This is a genomic window from Cupriavidus sp. GW823-FHT07B10 (genome assembly GCF_058794355.1).
Genome location: NZ_JBXAGS010000018.1, coordinates 63,536 through 82,625, shown reverse-complemented (window position 1 = coordinate 82,625; position 19,090 = coordinate 63,536). Strand labels below are relative to the sequence as shown.

Sequence of the window (19,090 nt, the reverse complement as noted above, 5' to 3'; positions counted from 1 at the left end):
AAGAACTGCCTGTGGAAGGGAGCGGGCGCACGGACAACACGCGCCGGGACCAGCGGGGCGGGGTTATTATAGGCGCCCGCGGCGGGCGCGCTCCATCGGTGCAGCCCCCTGTTCTCCGGACGATTTCCGCCGCCGCAACCGAAACATGGACCAAACCGGCAGAGGAGGAGACCGGCATGCGCATCCTGCTGGTGGAGGATGAAATCGAACTGGCACGCTGGGTCGCCCGCGCGCTGGAGCAGGGCGGCTTTGTGATCGAGCATGTCGCCGACGGGCTGCAGGCCGAGGCCCGCCTGCAGGCCGAGGAATACGACGCGGTGCTGCTCGACCTGCGCCTGCCCGGCAAGGACGGGCTGGCCGTGCTCAAGTCCATGCGCGCGCGCGACGACCGCACCCCGGTGCTGATCCTGACCGCGCAGGACACGCTGGACGAACGCGTGCGCGGCCTGAACCTGGGCGCCGACGACTACCTGCCCAAGCCCTTTGCCATTGCCGAGCTGGAAGCGCGGCTGCTGGCGCTGATCCGCCGCAGCCGCGGGCGCGCGCATCCGCGCCTGCAGTGCGGCACGCTGGTGTTCGACGGCGAGACCCGCAGCTTCACGCTGGACGGCGCCCCGCTGGCGCTGACCCCGCGCGAATCGACCCTGCTGGGCGCGCTGCTGGCACGCAGCGGCCAGCCGCTGACCAAGGCGCAGCTGCTCGACAAGGTATTCTCGCTCGACGCCGATGTCTCGCCCGACGCGATCGAGGTGCTGGTCTACCGGCTGCGCAAGAAGCTGGCCGGGCACGGCGTCACCATCGTCACCCTGCGCGGCTTCGGCTACCTGCTGGAGCCCGAGGCCGGACGCTGAAGATGGCGCGGCGCCATCGCGTCCCGTCCTGGCGCCGCGGCAGCCTGCGCCGGCAACTGCTGTTGCTGCTGGTGCCGGCGCTGGCGGCGATGATGGCGATCGACACCTGGCTCACCTACGGCACCCTGCGCGACGCCGCCAACACGGCTTATGACCGCTCGCTCTATGGCTCGATCCGCGCCATCGACAGTGCCATCGGCATGGCTGGCGACAACGTCCAGCTGACCCTGCCCGATGCCGCCATGGAGATGTTCGAGACGGCGGCGCAGACCCATGTGTTCTACCGCGTGTCGACCGAGCGCGCCGGCCAGGTCGAGACCGTCACCGGCTACGACGACCTGCCGCTTCCTGCCGGCACCCTCGTCAACAACCAGCCGCGCTTCTACGACGCCGAATACCTGGGCGAGTCCGTGCGCATCGCCGCGATGGCGCGGCCGGTATACCGCCCGGACGCGCGCATGCGCGTGATCATCCAGGTGGCCGAGACCGCCGAGCCGCGCACCACGCTGATCGGCACGGTCTGGCGCAGCGCGCTGGCGCGCGACCTGCTGCTGATCCTGCTAAGCGCCGGCATCCTGGTGGGCGGCGTCACCTACGTGCTGCGCCCGCTGGCGCGCGTGCGCGACGACGTGGAAGCGCGCTCGCCGGATGACCTGACACCGCTAACGTTCGAGCGCGTGCCCGCCGAGGTGCGCCCGCTGGTCGACGCGGTCAACCTGCACGTGTCGCGCTCCGCGGCAATGGCGCAGTCGCAGGCCCAGTTCATCGCCGACGCCGCGCACCAGCTGCGCACGCCGCTGGCCATCCTGAAGACCCAGGCCGAATACGCCCAGCGCCAGCTGCGCGCCCCTGACCCCGAGACCGCGCGCCAGGCCGCCGGCGAAGCCGTGGGCGGCATCGTCACCCAGCTGGAACAGGCCGCGCGCCTGACCAACCAGCTGCTGGCGCTGGCGCGGGTACGCCAGCACCACGGCGAAGCCGCCCAGGAAGCCGATGGCATCGACATCATCGACGCCGTCACCGTGGCCGAGCAGGTGGCGCTGGACTACCTGCCGCTGGCGCGCGGCAAGCAGCAGGACTTCGGCTGGGAGCCGGTGCCGGGGCTGAAGCTGCCGGTGCGCGCCGACCCCGCGCTGCTGCGCGAGGCGCTGGCCAACCTGGTCCACAACGCGATCCAGTACTCGCCACGCGGCAGCCGCATCACGCTGTCGGCCACGCGCGCCGACCAGACCGCGTGCCTGGTGGTGGAAGACGATGGGCCGGGCATTCCGGCCGAAGAGCGCGAAAAGGTCTTCGCGCGCTTCTACCGGCGCGTTGGCAATGCGGAGCCGGGCTCCGGGCTGGGGCTGGCCATCTCGCGCGAGATGGCGGCGCGGTTTGGCGGCACGGTGGAGCTTGGCGACGGCTTGCAGGGCACCGGCGTGCGCGCGGTGCTGAAGCTGCCCATCGGCGAATAACCCCTAACCATATAACTCCTCCGCCACCGTCGGATGCAACTGCACCGTGGTCTGCAGGTGCGATTCGCGCACGCCCAGCCGCAATGCCACCGCCAGCGTCTGCACGATCTCGGGCGCGGCGTCGTCCATCAGGTGCGCACCGAGCACGCGCCCGCTGCGCGCGTTCAGCACCAGCTTGAACATCGACTGGTGGGAGTTGCCGGCAAAGCGGTTTTCCAGCGAGACAAAGCGCTTGACCACGGTGCGGATGCGCTCGGGCCTGCCGGCGGCTGCGATCGCCTGGGCCTCGGTCAGGCCCACGGCGCCGATGGCGGGCTCGCAGAACACCGCGGTCGGCACGAAGTCGAAATCGGCGCGTTCGCCGCGCCGGCCGTACAGGCGGTCGGCCAGCCAGCGGCCCTGCGCGGTGGCCACCGGGGTCAGGTGCAGGCCGTCGATGGCGTCGCCGAGCGCGTAGATGCCGCGCACGTTGCTGCGGAACTGGCGGTCCACGCGGATGCCGCCCTTGTCGCCAAAGTCCACGCCAACCGCCTCCAGCCCGAAGCCCTGCACGTTGGAAATGCGCCCGATCGCCGCCAGCGCGGCCTGCGCGCGCACAGCCTCGGTCTGGCCGGGGCGGTCGGTGGGGCGGTAGCACACTTCAACCGCGCCGTTGGCCTGGCTCAGCAGGTGCACCCTGGCGTTCAGGTGCAGGCGCACGCCGCGCGCGGTCAGTGCCTCGGCCAGCGACCGGGAGATGTCGTGGTCGAAGTGGGGCAGCAGCCGGTCGCCGGCAACGATCAGGTCTACCTTGACGCCGTAGCGCGACAGGATCGAGGCCTGCTCCACGCCGATGTAGCCGCCGCCGATGACCGCAATCGAACCCGGCACGGTCTGCCAGGTGAAGACATCGTCTGAACTGGCGGCCAGTTCGCCGCCCGGGACTTCGAGCGCGCGCGGGCGCGCGCCGGTGGCGATCAGGATGCGGCGCGCGTGAATGGTCTCGTCGCCGACGCGCACTTCGTCCTTGCCGGTAACCAGCGCATCGCCGCGCAGGATTTCCACGCCGGATTCGTGCAGGCGCTGGGTGTAGCCCGCGTTCAGCCGCGCAACCTCGGCATTGACGCGCACGATGGCGTCGCGCCAGTCCTCACGCCCACCGGTATGCGACAGGCAGCCCGACAGGATGGCCGACCAGCCGGCGCCGTAGGACAGCATCTTCTTGGGCACGCAGCCGCGGTTGACGCAGGTGCCGCCGATGGCATCGCGCTCGACCAGGATCACGCGTGCGCCGTGCGCGGCGGCACGCCGCGCGCAGGCCACGCCGCCCGAGCCGCCGCCGATCACCACCAGGTCTGCCTTGCGCACCTTGTCATTGCGCCGCGTGCGGCCGTCGCGCACGCGCGGCACCTGCTCCACCGGCGGCGCCGCGCTGACCTCGCGGGCGCGCCGCGGTTCCCTGGCCCCGGCGGGGGTTGTCTGGCGCTTAGTCATCCATGCCTCCTGTCGCGGCACACGGGCCGCATCGACAACAATCAGGCCAGCGCCAGCAAACAAGAAACTAGGCAGCGGGCCGCAGTTCGGTATTCAGGATCGACGGCCACTCGCGCAGGAAAGTTTCCCCGTCGCGGCGGCCCAGTTCGTAGGCGTGAGTCATGGCATCGGGCCGGGTGTAGTCCCAGCTCGAGATCGGCACGCGCTGCGAGGGCTGCAGGTACAGGCGGCGCTGGCCGCCTTGCTCAAGCACGAAACGGCGCGGGCGCGGATACAGCCTTGTCACCAGCACCAGCACATTGCCCGGGGTGGCATCGAGCGCGTCCACGGGCACGTTGTCGACCAGCCCGCCGTCCAGCACCGGGCGGCCGCCGCGGCGCAGCACCGGCGTAAACGGCGGCGTGGAGGCCGACTGCAGCAGCAGGTCGGCCAGCTGCTCGGGCGAATCGCAGTCCTGCGCGCGCACGAACTCCGGCCGGAAGCCCAGCTTGCGCCCCAGCCGCGGGTGCAGCGTCTTGAGCACATGCTTGTCGATGTTGTACGCCAGCAGCCCCGCTGCCACCGCCAGGCGCGGGCCGCTCCAGCGCGGGATATGGGCCACGCCGATGCGGATCTCCGGCGCCTGCTGCAGGTGCGAGAGGCGCCCGTCGGCGAAGATCGTCAGCAGCGCGGTGCGGTAGATGCCGTAATGCGGGAACACGCGCTCATTGCGCAGCAGGTTGCCCCAGTAGGCATTGCGGCGGTTGTTGGACAGGACCTCGCGGTAGTAGTCCATGGTCTGGTGCGAGTCGTGCGCATAGACCATGCACGCCGTCGCCGCGCCGGCCGAGATCGCGGCGATCACGCGCGGGCGCAACTGCAGTTCCGGCGCGACCGTGTCCCACCAGCCCGCCTGCCACCAGCAGCGGTTGCCACCGCCGGCAAAGACGACCTGGTCGAAGGGATGGGCGTGGCCGGAAGTCATGGGCGCTGGCGTTGCGAGGGGATCAGAGCAGGGCGTAGGTGGTGGTGGCCTGCACCGCCAGCTTGCCGTCGGTGCCGGTCAGCTCGATCTCGCCGAACACCACGGTCTTGCCCAGGCGCAGCACGTTGGCGCGCACCAGCACGTCGCCGTCGATCACCGGGCGCATGAAATTGGTGGTGAGCGTGACCGTGGTCATCGGGCGGAAGGCGCCCAGCGCGCTGGCCACGGCGACGATCATGGCGGTATCGGCGGCGGACATCAGCACCTGGCCGCAGACCACGCCGCCCGCATGGCGGAACGATTCGCTGAACGGCAGGCGCAGCGTGACGCCCTGGGCATCGACGGCTTCGGCACGCAGGCCGAGCTGGCGCACCCATGGCGCCAGCACGCGCTCCAGCGTGGCGTCGATATCGTTGAGGCTGAATTGCGGTGCGGCTTCGGACATGGCGCTCCTGGTTCTGGCTGGCCGCACCGTAGCCGTCCTGTAACGGACCGCTACTCTGTCTCCTCCGGCGCGACGCGATGTTTGAGGCAATGATACAGGGGGCCGGTGGCCAGCACCACGAAGGCCATCCGGATCACGTGGAACGCGGTCACCAGCGGCACCCCCACCTCCAGCACCTTGGCCGTGATGCACATCTCGGCGATGCCGCCCGGCGTGGTGCCCAGGATCACCGTGGCCGGGTGCGCGCCCGACTGCGCCGACAGCCCCCAGCCCACCAGCGCCGATACCACCAGCGCCAGCACGGTGTAGAGCGCCACGCCCGACAGGAAGCGCGGCGCGGTATGCAGGAACTCGCGCGAGAAGCGCACCCCCAGCGAGACCCCGATCAGCAGTTGGCCGGCACGGCTCATCCAGGTGGGGATGGCCGACAGCTCGATCCCGGACGCGGTCAGCACCGCCGCGGCCAGCAGCGTGCCGATCACGAACGGGTTGGGCATGTTCAGCCGCTTCACCAGCAGCGCCACGCCCAGCGTGATCGCGACCAGCGCCAGCAGCCCCGGGGCGCTGACCACGCGCGGGCCGGGGATATAGGGGTCGAGCCCGTGGATGCCGCCGTACTGGAAGATGGCCGGCACGGTCACCACCACCATCAGCACCCGCAGTGAATGCGCGGCCGCCACCTGGTCGATGCGCGCGCCGTTGCGCTCGGCCAGGTTGGCCATCTCCGAGGCGCCGCCGATGGCGGTGGAGAAGAACGCGGTCTTGAAAGCCACGCCGGTGGTCCGCCGCAGCAGGATGGCACCGCCCGCGCCCAGCACCAGCGCGAACAGCGAGCCGGCAATGATGTAGGGCAGGTATTCCACCAACCGCGCCACCACGTCCGGCGTGAAGTAGAGCCCGAGCGACGCGCCAATCACCCACTGGCCCGCGTTGCGGGCCTGCGACGGCGCCCGCAGGTCGGCCCCGGCCATGCGCGCGGCGGCCACGGCCAGCAGCGGGCCGATCATCCACGGCAGCGGGGTATGCAGCGCGGTGCAGAGCAGGGCGGCGGCCAGCCCGAGCGCCAGCGTGGGCAGCGCGGACAGCCAGGGGTTGGGGAAGAGACGCATGGTTCAGCGGCCTGGCACGGAAGCGCCGGCGCCTTGTTGTTTTGGAAAACGAGAGACGAAAGACAAGAGGCCCGCACACCATTGGCGTGCGGGCCTCGCAAAGCTTACCGCAAGATCGCGCGCATCAGGCCGCGTTGTCGGCCTGCGCGTGCGCCGAGGTGCGGGTCGCGTGCCAGCGCAACAGGCGCGGGATCACCACCACCGCCACGGTCAGCGCCAGGATGGTGGCCGAGATCGGCTGGCGCAGGAACAGGGTCCAGTCGCCCTGGCCGATCGACAGCGCATTGCGCAGCTGCTTCTCGGCCATCGGCCCCAGGATCATGCCCACGATCACCGGCGCGGTGGGGAAGTCGAAGCGGCGCATCACCATGCCGAGCAGGCCGACCACGAACAGCAGCAGCAGGTCGAACCACGACTGGCGGATGCCGTAGGCGCCCAGCCCGGCGAAGATCAGGATGCCGCCGTACAGCAGCGGCGTGGGCACGCGCAGCATGCGCACCCACAGCCCGATCGCCGGCAGGTTCAGCACCAGCAGCATGACGTTGCCGATATACAGCGACGCCAGCAGGCCCCACACCAGGTCGCCCGAGGTCTGGAACAGCATCGGGCCCGGCTGCAGGTTGTAGTTCTGGAACGCGGCCAGCAGGATCGCGGTGGTGTTGGAGGTGGGGATGCCCAGCGTCAGCAGCGGGGCCAGCGTCGCGGTCACTGCGGCGTTGTTGGCCGCTTCGGGGCCGGCCACGCCTTCGATCGCGCCGACCTTGCCGAAGTCTTCCTTGTGGTCGGACAGCTTCTTCTCGGTGGCATACGACAGGAAGGTCGGGATCTCGGCGCCGCCGGCGGGGATCAGCCCGAACGGGAAGCCGATGAAGGTGCCGCGGATCCACGCCGGGATCGAGCGCTTCCAGTCCGACTTGTTCATGTGGACCGAGCTGAGCTTGTTGAAGGTGCCCGCCGGCTGCGGGAAGAACGCGTTGAACAGCGCCTCGCCCACCGCGAACAGGCCCACCGCCACCACCACGATGTCGATGCCGTCGTACAGCTCCTGCACGTTCATCGAATAGCGGGTCTGGCCCGACAGCGAATCCATGCCGATCAGGCCGATGCCCAGGCCCAGGAACAGTGCGGTCATGCCGCGCAGCAGCGACGAGCCCAGCACGGCCGAGACCGTGGTGAAGGCCAGCAGCATGATCATGAAGTACTCGCCCGGGCCGAACTGCAGCGCCACGTCCGCCGCCACCGGCGCGAACATCGACAGCATCACCGTGGCAATGGTGCCCGCCACGAAGGAGCCGATCGCCGCGGTGGCCAGCGCCGGGCCGGCGCGCCCGTTCTTGGCCATCAGGTTGCCTTCCATGGCTGTGACCATGGTGGAAGACTCGCCCGGCGTGTTCATCAGGATCGAGGTGGTCGAGCCGCCGTACATCGCGCCGTAGTAGATGCCGGCGAACATGATCAGCGCGGCGGTCGGTTCCACCTTGGCGGTCAGCGGCAGCAGCATCGCCACCGTCAGCGCGGGGCCGATGCCCGGCAGCACGCCGATGGCGGTGCCAAGGAAGCAGCCCACCAGGGCCCACATCAGGTTGATCGGCGTGATGGCCACGGCAAAGCCGTGCATCAGCTGGTTCAGGGTATCCATTCGAAGACTCCTTGCTGGACGGGCGGGCGGGCTCAGAAGCCGGCGATGGGCAGCAGCGGCAGGTTGATGCCGAGCAGGAACTCAAACAGCGCCCACATCGGCACCGTGATGCACAGGCCCATCAGCGCGTCGCGCACGATGCGGCGGCTGCCGTAGCCACGCGCCACGCACACCATCAGCAGCGTGGAAGCGATCACGAAGCCAAGCGTGCCGATCAGCACCATGTTCAACACCAGGCCCGCGGCCACCCACAGGAAGCCGCCGAAGTTGTGCGGCGCGTTGGGCAGCTCGGCATCTTCTTCCGGCATATTGCGGAAACCGCCGCGCACGCCCTGCCAGGTCAGCAGCGCGCCGCACACGGCCAGGCCGACGGCCACCAGCGTGGGCACGAAGCGCGGCGACAGGCCGGCGTAGCCCTCGTCGCCGGAAATGCCGGACAGCCCGAGGAAGAAAAACAGCGAGAGCGCCAGCACGGCAATGCCGATGGCGAGGTGCGAGGGTTTCATGGAGACTCCTTGGCCTTTGTCGCCAGCATGGGTGCTGGCGTCCGCGACGCTGGCAGGTGCTGCCCGCGCGGCGGCAGGGCCCGGCGACATATGATTATTTGTCTGGTATCGCAGGTGGACACCGGGCCCTGCGCCGTTTTCCTGCCGCCGGGTTCACCGGCGGGATTGGCAGGCACGACAGGTAAAGCAGGTTGATGCGGTACTGCCGGTTTGGGTGCTGCCGGCAGTTCTTACTTGGCCACGCCCAGTTCACGCAGCGAGCCGCCCAGGCGGGCCGATTCGCTGTCGACGAACTTGCCGAACTCGTCGCCGGTCAGCAGGAACGGGGTCCAGTCATTCTTCTGCAGCGTGTCCTTCCAGGCCTGGCTCTCGGTGGCCTTGACCACGGCGTCGATCATGGCCTTGCGCTGCTCGGCGCTGATGCCGGGCGCGCCGTACACGCCGCGCCAGTTATAGATCTCGACGTTCACGCCTTGCTCCTTGAGCGTCGGGATATCGGCGGTGCGGTCCTTGGAGGTCACCGCCAGCGCGCGCATCTTGCCGCTCTTGATGAAGGGCAGGAATTCCGACACGCCGGCGATGCCCACCGTCACGTGGCCGCCCATGATCGAGGCCGAGGCTTCGCCGCCGCCCTGGAACGGCACGTAGTTGATCTTCTTGGGATCGACGCCCGATTCCTTGGCGATCAGGCCGGCCAGGATGTGGTCGATCGAACCCTTGGAGCCGCCGCCCCAGCTGACGCTGCCCGGGTTGGCCTTGAGCTGCGTGGTCAGGTCCTTGACCGACTTGATCGGCGAGCTGGCCGGCACGGTGATGACCATGGTGTCGGCGAACAGGCGCGCGATCGGGGTGGCGTTCTTCAGCGTGACCGGCGGCTTGTTGGTCTCGATCGCGCCCACCATCACCGCGCCCACCACCATCAGCGCATTGGCGTTGCCCTTGTCGGTATTGACGAACTGGGTCAGCGCGATGGTGCCGCCGGCGCCGCCCTTGTTGTCGTATGAAGCGGTCTTGGCCTGGCCCGCGGCAATCATCGCGGCGCCCAGCGAGCGGCCGGTCTGGTCAAAGCCGCCGCCGGGGTTGGCGCCGATCATGACCTTGACGCTATCGAGCGCAAAGGCCGGGGCGGCGGCGAAGGTGGCGGCAACGGCGGCCGATGCCATCACGGCATGGGCCAGGCGGGAATAGGTACGGCGCATAGCGGTCTCCTGGTGTTACCGGGGATGCGCCATGCCAGCCTGCTGGCAGCCGCGATCCGACCCGGGCGTTCCGGCTGCCACTGCGTTGCGGGGGACGGGAAGACAGCCTGGCGGACTGCGCGAAAGGCGCAGTGCCGGTGCTTGTCTCCTGTCCGGCGCGGCGGGGCGTGGCCGGGACTGTTCTTGGACTTTTGGTGAACGTCAGACCGGAATTACCGGTCATGGGGCGGATTCTAGGCGGGGGAAACTGTCAAAAGGCTGTCAATCGGGGGCAGAAAGGGTCGGGGTTTACGTGGATGGCGGATTGCAGCGCGGGCGCAGGCCCCTCAACCCGCCGGCTTCGCCTGCAGGCACGGGTCCTTGCGCGCCACCGCCGGCACCACCACGGCCATGTCGAACTCGCCGTCGGCAGGCGGGTTTTCCACATACCCCACGCTGACCACCTGCCCCACGCCCGCCCCCAGCCAGCGCGGCACGCCGATGTCGCGCCGCACGTGGCCGTTGCCGGCGATCAGCACCGCGCCGCGCTGCGCGTAGGGGCGCAGCGTCTGCGCCATCACCGCATCGCGCGCGGCCTGCGCCGCCAGCATCCCGGGCAGCATGGCCTTGGGGAAATTGCCGCAGTGGCCCCGGTCCAGCACCGCCGTCTGCGCGGCCACGAGGTCGCCGGGGAGCGCACCGGACAGACCCAGCTGCTGGCGCTCGCCGGCCGGGAACAGGCTGTCCAGTCCGGCGCGCACGATCTTGCCGGCGTCGGCGCGCGACAGGTTGGCCGCCACCAGCGGCAGGTCGTACTGCAGCGCCAGCGCCACCACCGGCCGGTACAGCGGCCATTGCCAGGCACCGCCGCCGGCCTGGGCGATCAGGTAGTCGGCATCGCGCGGGCGCTCGCGGCGGGCGCGCTCGATATCGGGCTGGCGCTCGCGGTCGAACTGTTCCATGGCGATGGCCGGGCGCCAGCCTTGCTCGACGGCGCGCGTCAGCGCGGCCAGGCGCTGCTGCTGCGCGGCAGCGTTGTCGTGGACCTCGCCCAGCAGCACGTAGGACTTGCCGGCGAAGGCGGCGCTGACCGCCTCGGGTGCCGGGCCGGTGGCGGCACAGCCGGTCGCCAGCACTGCGACAGCGGCGGCCAGCATGCCGGCAATGCGCAAACGGAATGACATCACGCAGTTCCTTTCCCTATCTCGTTGTAGTGGCGGGGTTGGCGGCCTGCGCTCCCGCTTGTTGCCCGGGTTGGTGTGATGGTCACGTCATCATTCCGTGACGATGCGCGGGCGTTCCAGCAGGCGGTGCGCGGCAACGTCGAGCGCATCGGTGTTCGCAACCTTGTGCCGGCGCGCCCACGTCACCAGCACGTAGCCGCGCCCGCTTTCAGGCGGATGGCGCGCGCAGCCACTACATGTCGCTGATGTCCGACCCTGGCCAGCACCTCGAAAGCAAAGAGCCCGCAGCAATGCTGCGGCCTCCTCTTGTCTGCCGGTGCCTCAGCGCTGGTGCACGGTCTCGCCCGGAGCCTTGTCCGGCAGCTTGGTGCCTTCAGAATCAATCTGCAACGGCCCCGTCCCGGAGAACCGGTCCAGCGCGAGGTAGATCACCGGCGTGATAAACAGCGTGATCACCTGCGAGAACAGCAGGCCGCCGACCACGGCCAGGCCCAGCGGCTGGCGCAACTCGGCACCGGCGCCTAAGCCGAGCGCCAGCGGCAGCGCACCCATCACCGCGGCGAAGGTCGTCATCATGATCGGCCGGAAGCGCAGCAGGCACGCCTGCCGGATCGCCTTCGCCGGCGTCATCCCTTGTTCGCGCTGCGCGGCCAGCGCGAAGTCGATCATCATGATCGCGTTCTTCTTGACGATGCCGATCAGCATCAGCACGCCGATCACGGCAATCAGCGACAGCTCGACATTGAAGATGAACAGCGTCAGCAACGCGCCCACCGCCGCCGAAGGCAAACCCGCCAGGATCGTCAGCGGATGAATATAGCTTTCATACAGCACGCCCAGCAGCGTGTAGATCACCGCGATGGCCGCCACCAGCAGCACGATCTGCGTGGCCTGCGACGACTGGAATACCGCCGCGTCGCCGCCCCAGCTGGTGAAGATCGAGCTGGGCATGGCGATCTCCTGCCGGTAGCGGTCGATGCGTGCCGAAGCATCGCCCAGCGCCGCGCCCGGCGCCAGGTTGAACGACACCGTCACCGAAGGCAGCTGCCCCTGGTGGTTGACGGAGATCGGCCCGACCCGGCGCTCGGTGGTGGCGAAGGCTGAGACCGGCACCATCTGGCCGGTCTTGCTGCGCACATAGAGCTTGGAGAACGCGCTCTCGTCGGTGCGGTCGACATCGGCCGCCTGCAGGATCACGTAGTAGTTGTCGATCGGCGTATAGATGGTCGACACCTGCCGCTCGCCGAAGGCCGAGTACAGCGCGGTGCGCACGTCCTGCATCTGCACACCCAGCGCATTGGCCTTGTCGCGGTCGATCGACAGGTGCGCCTCCAGCCCGGACTGCTGCGAATCGCTGGTGACGTCGCGGAAGATCGGATCGGCGCGCATCTTTGCCATCAGCTGGTCGGACGAGTCCTGCAGCTGGCCGGCCTTCACGCTCTGCAATGTGTACTGGTAGCGGCTCTTGCTCTGGCGCCCGCCCAGCTGCAGGTTCTGCACCGGCGCAAAGTACACCGCCAGGCCCGGCACACCGGCAACATCGCGCCGCAGCGACTCGATCACCTTCGGCATCGCTTCGCGCTCGCCGCGCGGCTTCAGTTCGACAAACATGCGCCCGGTGTTGATGGCGGGCGACGGGCCGCCGCCGATGGCGACCACGATGCTCTTGACCGCGGGGTTGGCGCGCATGCGCTCGGCGGCGTCGCGCAGGCGTTCCGCCATGGCGTCGAAGGAGATGTCCTGCGGGCCTTCGGCGTTGACGCGGATCTGGCCGATGTCCTCTTCGGGGAAGAAGCCCTTGGGAATGGTGACGAACAGCACCGCGGTCAGCACGAAGGTCAGGCCCGCGACCGCCAGCACGGTGCGGCGGTGCGCCAGGCACCAGTCCAGCCCGCGCGCATAGCGGTGCAGCGTGAACTCGAACAGGTTCTCGAACCACTGCGTGGAGCGCATGCCGAAGGTCTGCTTCTGCACGATGTCGGGCTGCGCCGACGCGTGGTCGCCGTAGGCATGGTGCGATTCATCCACCGGCACGTTCTCGGCCGACAGGAAGCGCGCGCACAGCATCGGGATCAGCGTCAGCGACACCAGCGCCGATACCAGGATCGCCAGCGACACCACCGCGGCAAATTCATGGAACAACAGCCCGATCACGCCCGGCATGAAGAAGATCGGGATAAACACCGCCACCAGCGAGATCGAGATCGACAGGATGGTGAAGCCCATCTCGCGCGAACCCACCAGCGCGGCCTTCAGCGGCGCCACGCCTTCCTCGATATGGCGCACGATGTTCTCGAGCATGACGATGGCGTCGTCCACCACCAGGCCCACCGCCAGGGTGATGGCCAGCAGCGAGACGTTGTCCAGGCTGTAGCCGAAGGCCTTCATCAGCGCCACCGTGCCGATCAGCGAGATCGGCAGCGACACCGTGGGGATCAGCGTGGCGGCGGCGCGGCGCAGGAACAGGAAGATCACCATCACCACCAGCGCCACCGTCAGCGCCAGCGTGAACTGCACGTCGTGGATCGATTCGCGGATCGAGCGCGAGCGGTCGTTGACCACCGACACATTGACCGAGCCCGGCATCTGCTGGATCAGGCGGGGCAGGGCGGCGTTGATCGCATCGACCACTGCCACGGTGTTGGCGTCGGGCTGGCGCAGCACGGCCAGCACAATCGAGCGCTCGTTGTTGAGCCAGCTGCCGGTCTTGATGGTCTCGACGCTGTCCTCGACCTCGGCCACGTCAGAGAGCCGCACCAGCGCGCCGCTGGGCTGGCTGGCGACGATGATGTTGCGGAAGGCGTCGGCGCTGGTCAGCTGCCGGTTGGCCTGGATGGTCAGGGTCTGGCGCGCGCTGTCGAGCGTGCCCACCGGCGTGTTGGCGTTGGCGCGATTGAGCGCCGTGGCCAGCTCGTCCAGCGTCAGGCCGCGCGCGGCGAGCGCATCGGGGTGGGCGCGCACGCGCACGGCAAAGCGCTTCTGCCCGAAGATCTGCACCTGCGCCACCCCCGGCAGCGTGGCCAGCGTGGGCGAGATCAGGTTGTCGCCAAAGGCATTGAGGTCGGCCAGGCTCATCGCCGGCGAGTTGATCGCCAGCAGCAGCACCGGCGCGTCGGCCGGGTTGACCTTGCGGTACGACGGCGGCACCGTCATCTCGATCGGCAGCGAACGCTGGGCGCGGAACAGTGCCGCCTGCACGTCGACGGCCGCGTCGTCGATATTGCGGTCGTTGTTGAATTCGATGGTGATGCTGGAGTTGCCGAGCGTGTTCTGCGAGCTGATCACCGTCACGCCGGGGATGGTCGCGAACTGCTTCTCCAGTTGCGTGGCCACCGACGCCGCCATGGTCTCCGGGCTGGCGCCGGGCAGCGTGGCGGTGACCTGGATCACCGGCGAGTTGAAGCTGGGCAGCGCCGCGATCGGGATGGTCGGATACAGCACGATGCCGGCGACCACCACCGCCAGGCACAGCAGCACCGTCATCACCGGACGGCGGATGCAGAGTTCAGACAGCGTCATGGCTCAGTGCCCCGCGGTGGCAGGGGCCGGACGGGCGGCGGCGGCCGAGGCACCGGCGGCCGGGGCCTCGCGCACCAGCGCGCCGGGGCGCAGGTTCTGCATGCCTTCCACGACTACGCGGGCGCCGGGTTGCACCCCCTCGACCACGGCGGCGGCGGCAGTGGTGGTCACCACCTGCACCGGCACGCGCGCCACCTTGCTGTCGGGCTGGACCACATAGACAAAGCGGCCTTCGGGGCCGGTCACCACCGCCTGCGGCGGCACCGACAGCGCGCCCTTCAGGGTCTGCACCACGGCGTTGACGTTGGCATAGGTGCCCGGCCACAGCCGCTGCTCCTCATTGTCGAACTGCGCCTTGACGCGGATGGTGCCGTACTGCGGATCGACGGTGTTATCCACAAAGGTGATCCTGCCGGTCACCGGGGTCTTGCTGCCGTCGTTGGGCAGCGCGGTGACCTGCACCGGGCCGGCGTGCAGCGCCTCGCGCAGCGCGCCCAGCTGCCGCTCGGGCAGGCTGAAGGTGACGGCAATCGGCTGCACCTGGGCGATGATGACCATCGGCTGCGTGCTGTTGGGCAGCACCAGCGAACCCGGGAAGGCGTTGATCACGCCGGTGCGGCCGCTGATGGTGGCGCGGATGGCGCCGTAGCTGACCGCCACGCGGCTGGCTTCGATCGCGGCCTGGTCGGCGCGCACGGTGGCGGCAAAGCCATCCACCTTGGCCTGGGCGGTGTCGACCGCGCTCCTGGAGATGAAGTTGCGCTGCAGCAGCTCCTGGCTGCGCGCGAGCGTGCGCCGGGCATCGGCCAGGTCGGCCTGGTCGCGCAGCAACTGGGCCTGAGCCTTGGCCAGGTTGGCCTCGTCCATGCGGGTATCGAGCGAGAACAGCAGGTCGCCCGGCCTGACGGTCTGGCCTTCCTTGATATGGACGGTGCGCACGGTGCTGGACACCTGCGGGCGCACCTCGACCGTGGACAGCGCGGTGACATTGCCGTTGGCCGTGACCTGCAGCGGCACGTCGCCCTGCTGCACGCGCGCGGTGGACACCACCACGGCGGCCGGCGCCTTGGGCGCGGGCTTGGGCGCAAACCAGGTACGCCAGGCAAACCAGCCCAGGCCGGCAATGACCAGCACCACGGCCACCACCGCCCACGGCGATACGCGGCCGCGCCCGGTTCCGGTGGCCGCCCTCCAGTTGCTGTCGACGAAGCCCTTGGGCTGGTCGATCCTGTCAGATTTCATATTTGTGTGGACCCTCTGCACCGCGTCTTCGCGCCACTCCCCGTAATCGCCCGGCTGGTTGTGCCCAGATGTTGCCGGTGCGCGTCGCGCAAAGACTCTACTAGTACCGCGCTTCGCCCGCCGGAGCCAGCGCCGCGTATTACAGTCCGTTACAGGGTTGCAAGGGTCTGGTAATGCCCGGCACCGGCAAACGCCGTCCGGGCCACAGGGGAGGCCGGAGATGTGTTTAGCGGGGCGCTTGTATGGTTAGACAAACATTATCAGAAAAGCTGCCGCCGGCCATCGCGGCGCCACTGATTGACGCTGTCGACCGACAGTTCGCGTGGCCCGGCCTGCACAACCACGACATCGCCGGCGCGCACTTCTCCCTTCAGCACCACGCTGAGGTAGACCCCGGAGTAGCCGCTCTGGATCATGTCGCGCACCGCGTGGCGGTAGCCCAGCGCGGCATTGAACTTGTAGCAGGGCTTGCGCGGCGACTCCACCCGCAGCAGGGCCGTGCCCACGCGCACGAGGTCGCCGATCCAGAGTTGGGATTCAAGCAGCCCCTCCAGGGTCAGGTTCTCGCCGATGGCGCCAAACGGCAACGGCGGGCCTGACTCAGGCTGCCCGCACGCGCGGCGGCGCGCGTTCCACCACGGGTAGTGCTCGAAGGGATAGGCGTAGACCGCCTTGTCCAGGCCGCCGTGCACGGTCAGGTCACCCTGTTCGTCGCCGGCCAGGCCCAGCGGCTGCACCTGTACCCGCAACGGGTGCAGCAGGGTACTGACAGGGTGCTTGCGAATGCCCGACAGCACCACCGCCTCGGTGCCAGCCCCCGCGACCACCAGCGGGATGGCCTTGCCCAGGCTTACCGCCAGCACGCGCGCAAGGCCCGGCCGAGGTCTGGATTCGCTCACGTGCGCCCCCGCTTCGTGGTTACCCTTCCGGCTGTGGAAAGGGTTGTGGATAAGCTGCGGATATGCCTGAGGATAACGGGGCGGATAACACTGTGGACAAGTGCTTGGTGCGGTCCCTCACAAGGAAGCCGGCGGCGGGGAGCCGCCTCTGGTTTCAGCCTTGCATCACACCTGCTGCGCCGCCTGCGGCCGCTGCCACTGGCAGCCCAGCGCCCGGGCGCGTTGCGATACCGCCAGCGCCACCAGCATCAGCGCCGCCGCGCCCCAGTGCAGCGTATCGGCGCCGGCCAGTGTGTAGATGGCAGCCCCGGCCATGGCGCCGGCGGCCTGGCCCAGGTAGATCGACGAGGAATTGAGCGAGATCGACACCGATGCACGCTCCGGCGCCAGCAGCACCAGCCGCGCCTGCTGCGCGCTGTTGGTGGCAAACCCGCCCGCGCCCCACAGCATGAACAGCAACACCAGCGCAACGCTGCCCAACCCGGCCAGCGGCCACAGCACCATGGCCGTGATCGAGGTCAGCAGCGTGACCTGCACGATCCGGCTGGGCGTGACCCGGTCCATGCGCGACGCCGCCATGGCATTGCCGAACACGCCGCAGGCGCCGTAGGCCAGGAACATCAGGCTGAGCGCGCCACCGCTGATGCCGTAAACGTCGCGCATCAGCGGCGCGATATAGGTGAACACGGTGAACATGCCCGCCGACGAGATCATGGTGGTCAGCACCACCAGCATGATCGGCTTGTGGCGCAGCACCGCGCCCCAGGCCTCGCGCCCGGCCGGCGGCACCTTCAGCCCGCGCGGCAGCGCGCGCCAGACCGCCGCCGACACCAGCAGCGCCAGGGCCCCGACCAGCGCCATGCTGACGCGCCAGCCCAGCGTGCTGGAAATCCACGTGCCCAGCGGCACGCCCGCCACGCTGGCAATGCTCCAGCCAAGAAACACAAAGCTGATGGCACGCCCGCGCGTCTGTGCGTTGACCAGCAGCGGCAGCGTGGCGGCGGTCTGGGGCGTATAGATGGCCGCGCCGATCGCGGTCAGGAAGCGGATCGCCATCAGCGCCGCAAAGCTGGGCGCAAACGCGGCGGCCAGGTGCATCACCCCATAGACCAGCAGCGACCCGGCCAGCAGCAGCCGGCGGTCGATGCGCGAGCCCAGCGTGGCAAACAGCGGGGCGCCGATGCAGGTGGCCAGCGCAAACACCGAGATCAGCTGCCCGGCGCTGGCCGCGCCCAGCCCGAAATCGCCGGCAATGTCGTTCAACATGCCGGTAACGATCATCGCACCGGTGCCAATGACGAAGTTGCCGACGCAGAGCGTCACTAGCCTGGGGTCCATGCCGGCCTTGGGAATTGTGGATTGGCGCAGGGGGGCGCCTTGTTGTTGTCTGGGCTGCCGCAGGCCGTGGCAGGCCGGGCGGTAAGGGAAGTCCCGAGTGTAGCGGTTTCGTGGAATTCGCGTTTCCCGGAGGAAATGCCCGGCCAGATGTGAAACACCCCTGTCCCGCATGGCGGAACAGGGGTGTCGGGGGCGGGCCGTCCGGAGGCAATCCGGCCGCTGGTGACTCAGCGCGTCAGCACCGGCGCCAGCGCCTTCGGGTTGACGATGCAGTCATGGTTGCCGGCCAGCACGTCCAGGATGTTCTGGAACGCGGTGCGGAAGTACAGCTCGTAGCTGTCGCGCTCAACATAGCCCAGGTGCGGCGTGCAGATGCAGTTTTCCATGCGCAGCAGCGCGTGGCCCTGCAGGATCGGCTCGGACTCGAACACGTCGATGGCCGCCATGCCCGGGCGGCCCCGGTTCAGCGCGGTGACCAGCGCGTTCTCTTCCAGCAGTTCGGCACGGCTGGTGTTGACGAACAGCGCCGTGGGCTTCATCCGGGTCAGGTCAGTCATCTTGACGATGCCGCGGGTGTCGTCATTCAGGCGCAGGTGCATCGACAGCACATCGCTGTCGGCAAACAACTGCTCCTTAGATTCGGCCACGCCCAGCCCGTCGGCACGGGCGCCTTCGAGCGACGCCTCGCGGCCCCAGACCAGCACCTTCATGCCAAAGGCGCGGCCGTAGCCAGCCAGCAGCCGGCCGATCTTGCCGTAGCCCCAGATCCCCAGCGTCTGGCCGCGCAGCACCTGCCCAAGGCCGAAATTGGGCGGCATCGTCGTCGATTTCAGCCCCGATTGCTGCCAGGCGCCATGCTTCAGGCTGGCGACGTATTGGGGAATGCGTCGCTGCGCCGCCATGATCAGCGCCCAGGTCAGCTCCGCCGGCGCAACTGGCGAACCCACGCCCTCGAGCACAGCCACGCCACGGTCGGTGGCGGCATCCAGGTCGATATGGCTGCCGGGGCCGGCGCCGACCTTGCCGGTCTGGCTGATCAGCTTCAGTTTGGGCAGTTTTTCCAGCAGTTGCCGGGTGATGCGTGTGCGTTCGCGGATCAGAACCACGGCTTCGACGTCTGACAGGCGTGCGGCCAGCTGGCCCACGCCCTTGACGGTGTTGTTGAACACCTTGACGTCGTGCCCCTCCAGCAAGCTGAAGCAAGGCAGCTTGCGCACGGCATCCTGGTAATCGTCGAGTACGGCAATCTTCATCGGCAACTCTGGTTATCTAACGGTCTTGTGCCG

Annotated in this window: 15 protein-coding genes; 2 read left to right on the top strand and 13 right to left on the bottom strand. The window is 68.9% G+C overall.

Going from position 1 to position 19,090, the window contains the following annotated elements:
* Nucleotides 1–176: 176 nt before the first annotated feature.
* Both AC1Q6V_RS27915 and AC1Q6V_RS27910 read left to right on the top strand, forming a co-directional pair.
* Nucleotides 177–851 carry a response regulator gene (locus tag AC1Q6V_RS27915; protein ID WP_010811352.1) on the top strand — a complete coding sequence of 225 codons (675 nt, stop codon included), beginning with the start codon at nucleotides 177–179 and terminating at the stop codon, nucleotides 849–851.
* A gap of 2 nt (nucleotides 852–853) precedes the next feature.
* Nucleotides 854–2,308, top strand: a complete 1,455-nt coding sequence (locus AC1Q6V_RS27910; RefSeq protein WP_011616278.1) for a sensor histidine kinase — start codon at nucleotides 854–856, stop codon at nucleotides 2,306–2,308.
* A 3-nt stretch (nucleotides 2,309–2,311) separates the two neighbouring features.
* Here the strand turns inward: AC1Q6V_RS27910 and AC1Q6V_RS27905 are convergent, their stop codons facing one another.
* From AC1Q6V_RS27905 to AC1Q6V_RS27845, 13 genes are all read right to left on the bottom strand, one after another.
* The gene (locus AC1Q6V_RS27905; RefSeq protein ID WP_041687579.1) at nucleotides 2,312–3,781 is read right to left on the bottom strand and encodes a dihydrolipoyl dehydrogenase family protein; all 1,470 of its coding nucleotides are present in this window, start codon (nucleotides 3,779–3,781) and stop codon (nucleotides 2,312–2,314) included.
* A 67-nt stretch (nucleotides 3,782–3,848) separates the two neighbouring features.
* Nucleotides 3,849–4,745, bottom strand: a complete 897-nt coding sequence (locus AC1Q6V_RS27900; RefSeq protein WP_058697426.1) for a patatin-like phospholipase family protein — start codon at nucleotides 4,743–4,745, stop codon at nucleotides 3,849–3,851.
* Nucleotides 4,746–4,767: 22 nt separating this feature from the next.
* On the bottom strand, nucleotides 4,768–5,190 hold the full coding sequence (locus AC1Q6V_RS27895; protein ID WP_011616275.1) for a PaaI family thioesterase: 423 nt from the start codon (nucleotides 5,188–5,190) through the stop codon (nucleotides 4,768–4,770).
* Nucleotides 5,191–5,240: 50 nt separating this feature from the next.
* Complete coding sequence (locus tag AC1Q6V_RS27890) at nucleotides 5,241–6,299, bottom strand: AbrB family transcriptional regulator (protein WP_454750865.1); 1,059 nt, start codon at nucleotides 6,297–6,299, stop codon at nucleotides 5,241–5,243.
* Between the two features lie 124 nt (nucleotides 6,300–6,423).
* Nucleotides 6,424–7,938 carry a tripartite tricarboxylate transporter permease gene (locus AC1Q6V_RS27885; RefSeq protein ID WP_010811346.1) on the bottom strand — a complete coding sequence of 505 codons (1,515 nt, stop codon included), beginning with the start codon at nucleotides 7,936–7,938 and terminating at the stop codon, nucleotides 6,424–6,426.
* A 32-nt stretch (nucleotides 7,939–7,970) separates the two neighbouring features.
* A complete protein-coding gene (locus tag AC1Q6V_RS27880) occupies nucleotides 7,971–8,444 on the bottom strand; it encodes a tripartite tricarboxylate transporter TctB family protein (protein WP_454750864.1) in 474 nt (157 codons plus the stop codon).
* A gap of 230 nt (nucleotides 8,445–8,674) precedes the next feature.
* A complete protein-coding gene (locus AC1Q6V_RS27875) occupies nucleotides 8,675–9,643 on the bottom strand; it encodes a Bug family tripartite tricarboxylate transporter substrate binding protein (protein ID WP_454750863.1) in 969 nt (322 codons plus the stop codon).
* 326 nt (nucleotides 9,644–9,969) lie between these two features.
* The gene (locus tag AC1Q6V_RS27870) at nucleotides 9,970–10,806 is read right to left on the bottom strand and encodes a ChaN family lipoprotein (protein WP_454750862.1); all 837 of its coding nucleotides are present in this window, start codon (nucleotides 10,804–10,806) and stop codon (nucleotides 9,970–9,972) included.
* A gap of 321 nt (nucleotides 10,807–11,127) precedes the next feature.
* Nucleotides 11,128–14,325, bottom strand: coding sequence for an efflux RND transporter permease subunit (locus AC1Q6V_RS27865; RefSeq protein WP_011616273.1), 3,198 nt, complete (start codon nucleotides 14,323–14,325; stop codon nucleotides 11,128–11,130).
* Between the two features lie 3 nt (nucleotides 14,326–14,328).
* Nucleotides 14,329–15,567 carry an efflux RND transporter periplasmic adaptor subunit gene (locus AC1Q6V_RS27860; protein ID WP_010811341.1) on the bottom strand — a complete coding sequence of 413 codons (1,239 nt, stop codon included), beginning with the start codon at nucleotides 15,565–15,567 and terminating at the stop codon, nucleotides 14,329–14,331.
* A gap of 260 nt (nucleotides 15,568–15,827) precedes the next feature.
* The gene (locus AC1Q6V_RS27855) at nucleotides 15,828–16,466 is read right to left on the bottom strand and encodes an MOSC domain-containing protein (RefSeq protein WP_011616272.1); all 639 of its coding nucleotides are present in this window, start codon (nucleotides 16,464–16,466) and stop codon (nucleotides 15,828–15,830) included.
* A 165-nt stretch (nucleotides 16,467–16,631) separates the two neighbouring features.
* Nucleotides 16,632–17,804, bottom strand: coding sequence for an MFS transporter (locus tag AC1Q6V_RS27850; RefSeq protein WP_454750861.1), 1,173 nt, complete (start codon nucleotides 17,802–17,804; stop codon nucleotides 16,632–16,634).
* A 227-nt stretch (nucleotides 17,805–18,031) separates the two neighbouring features.
* A complete protein-coding gene (locus AC1Q6V_RS27845; RefSeq protein WP_010811338.1) occupies nucleotides 18,032–19,057 on the bottom strand; it encodes a D-2-hydroxyacid dehydrogenase family protein in 1,026 nt (341 codons plus the stop codon).
* Nucleotides 19,058–19,090: the final 33 nt, after the last annotated feature.

Excerpts from the sequence above, each read along its gene's own strand:
- AC1Q6V_RS27915 (WP_010811352.1), top strand. The coding sequence starts at position 177 with ATGCGCATCCTGCTGGTGGAGGATGAAATCGAACTGGCACGCTGGGTC.
- AC1Q6V_RS27910 (WP_011616278.1), top strand. The coding sequence starts at position 854 with ATGGCGCGGCGCCATCGCGTCCCGTCCTGGCGCCGCGGCAGCCTGCGC.
- AC1Q6V_RS27905 (WP_041687579.1), bottom strand. The coding sequence starts at position 3,781 with ATGACTAAGCGCCAGACAACCCCCGCCGGGGCCAGGGAACCGCGGCGC.
- AC1Q6V_RS27900 (WP_058697426.1), bottom strand. The coding sequence starts at position 4,745 with ATGACTTCCGGCCACGCCCATCCCTTCGACCAGGTCGTCTTTGCCGGC.
- AC1Q6V_RS27895 (WP_011616275.1), bottom strand. The coding sequence starts at position 5,190 with ATGTCCGAAGCCGCACCGCAATTCAGCCTCAACGATATCGACGCCACG.
- AC1Q6V_RS27890 (WP_454750865.1), bottom strand. The coding sequence starts at position 6,299 with ATGCGTCTCTTCCCCAACCCCTGGCTGTCCGCGCTGCCCACGCTGGCG.
- AC1Q6V_RS27885 (WP_010811346.1), bottom strand. The coding sequence starts at position 7,938 with ATGGATACCCTGAACCAGCTGATGCACGGCTTTGCCGTGGCCATCACG.
- AC1Q6V_RS27880 (WP_454750864.1), bottom strand. The coding sequence starts at position 8,444 with ATGAAACCCTCGCACCTCGCCATCGGCATTGCCGTGCTGGCGCTCTCG.
- AC1Q6V_RS27875 (WP_454750863.1), bottom strand. The coding sequence starts at position 9,643 with ATGCGCCGTACCTATTCCCGCCTGGCCCATGCCGTGATGGCATCGGCC.
- AC1Q6V_RS27870 (WP_454750862.1), bottom strand. The coding sequence starts at position 10,806 with ATGTCATTCCGTTTGCGCATTGCCGGCATGCTGGCCGCCGCTGTCGCA.
- AC1Q6V_RS27865 (WP_011616273.1), bottom strand. The coding sequence starts at position 14,325 with ATGACGCTGTCTGAACTCTGCATCCGCCGTCCGGTGATGACGGTGCTG.
- AC1Q6V_RS27860 (WP_010811341.1), bottom strand. The coding sequence starts at position 15,567 with ATGAAATCTGACAGGATCGACCAGCCCAAGGGCTTCGTCGACAGCAAC.
- AC1Q6V_RS27850 (WP_454750861.1), bottom strand. The coding sequence starts at position 17,804 with ATGGACCCCAGGCTAGTGACGCTCTGCGTCGGCAACTTCGTCATTGGC.
- AC1Q6V_RS27845 (WP_010811338.1), bottom strand. The coding sequence starts at position 19,057 with ATGAAGATTGCCGTACTCGACGATTACCAGGATGCCGTGCGCAAGCTG.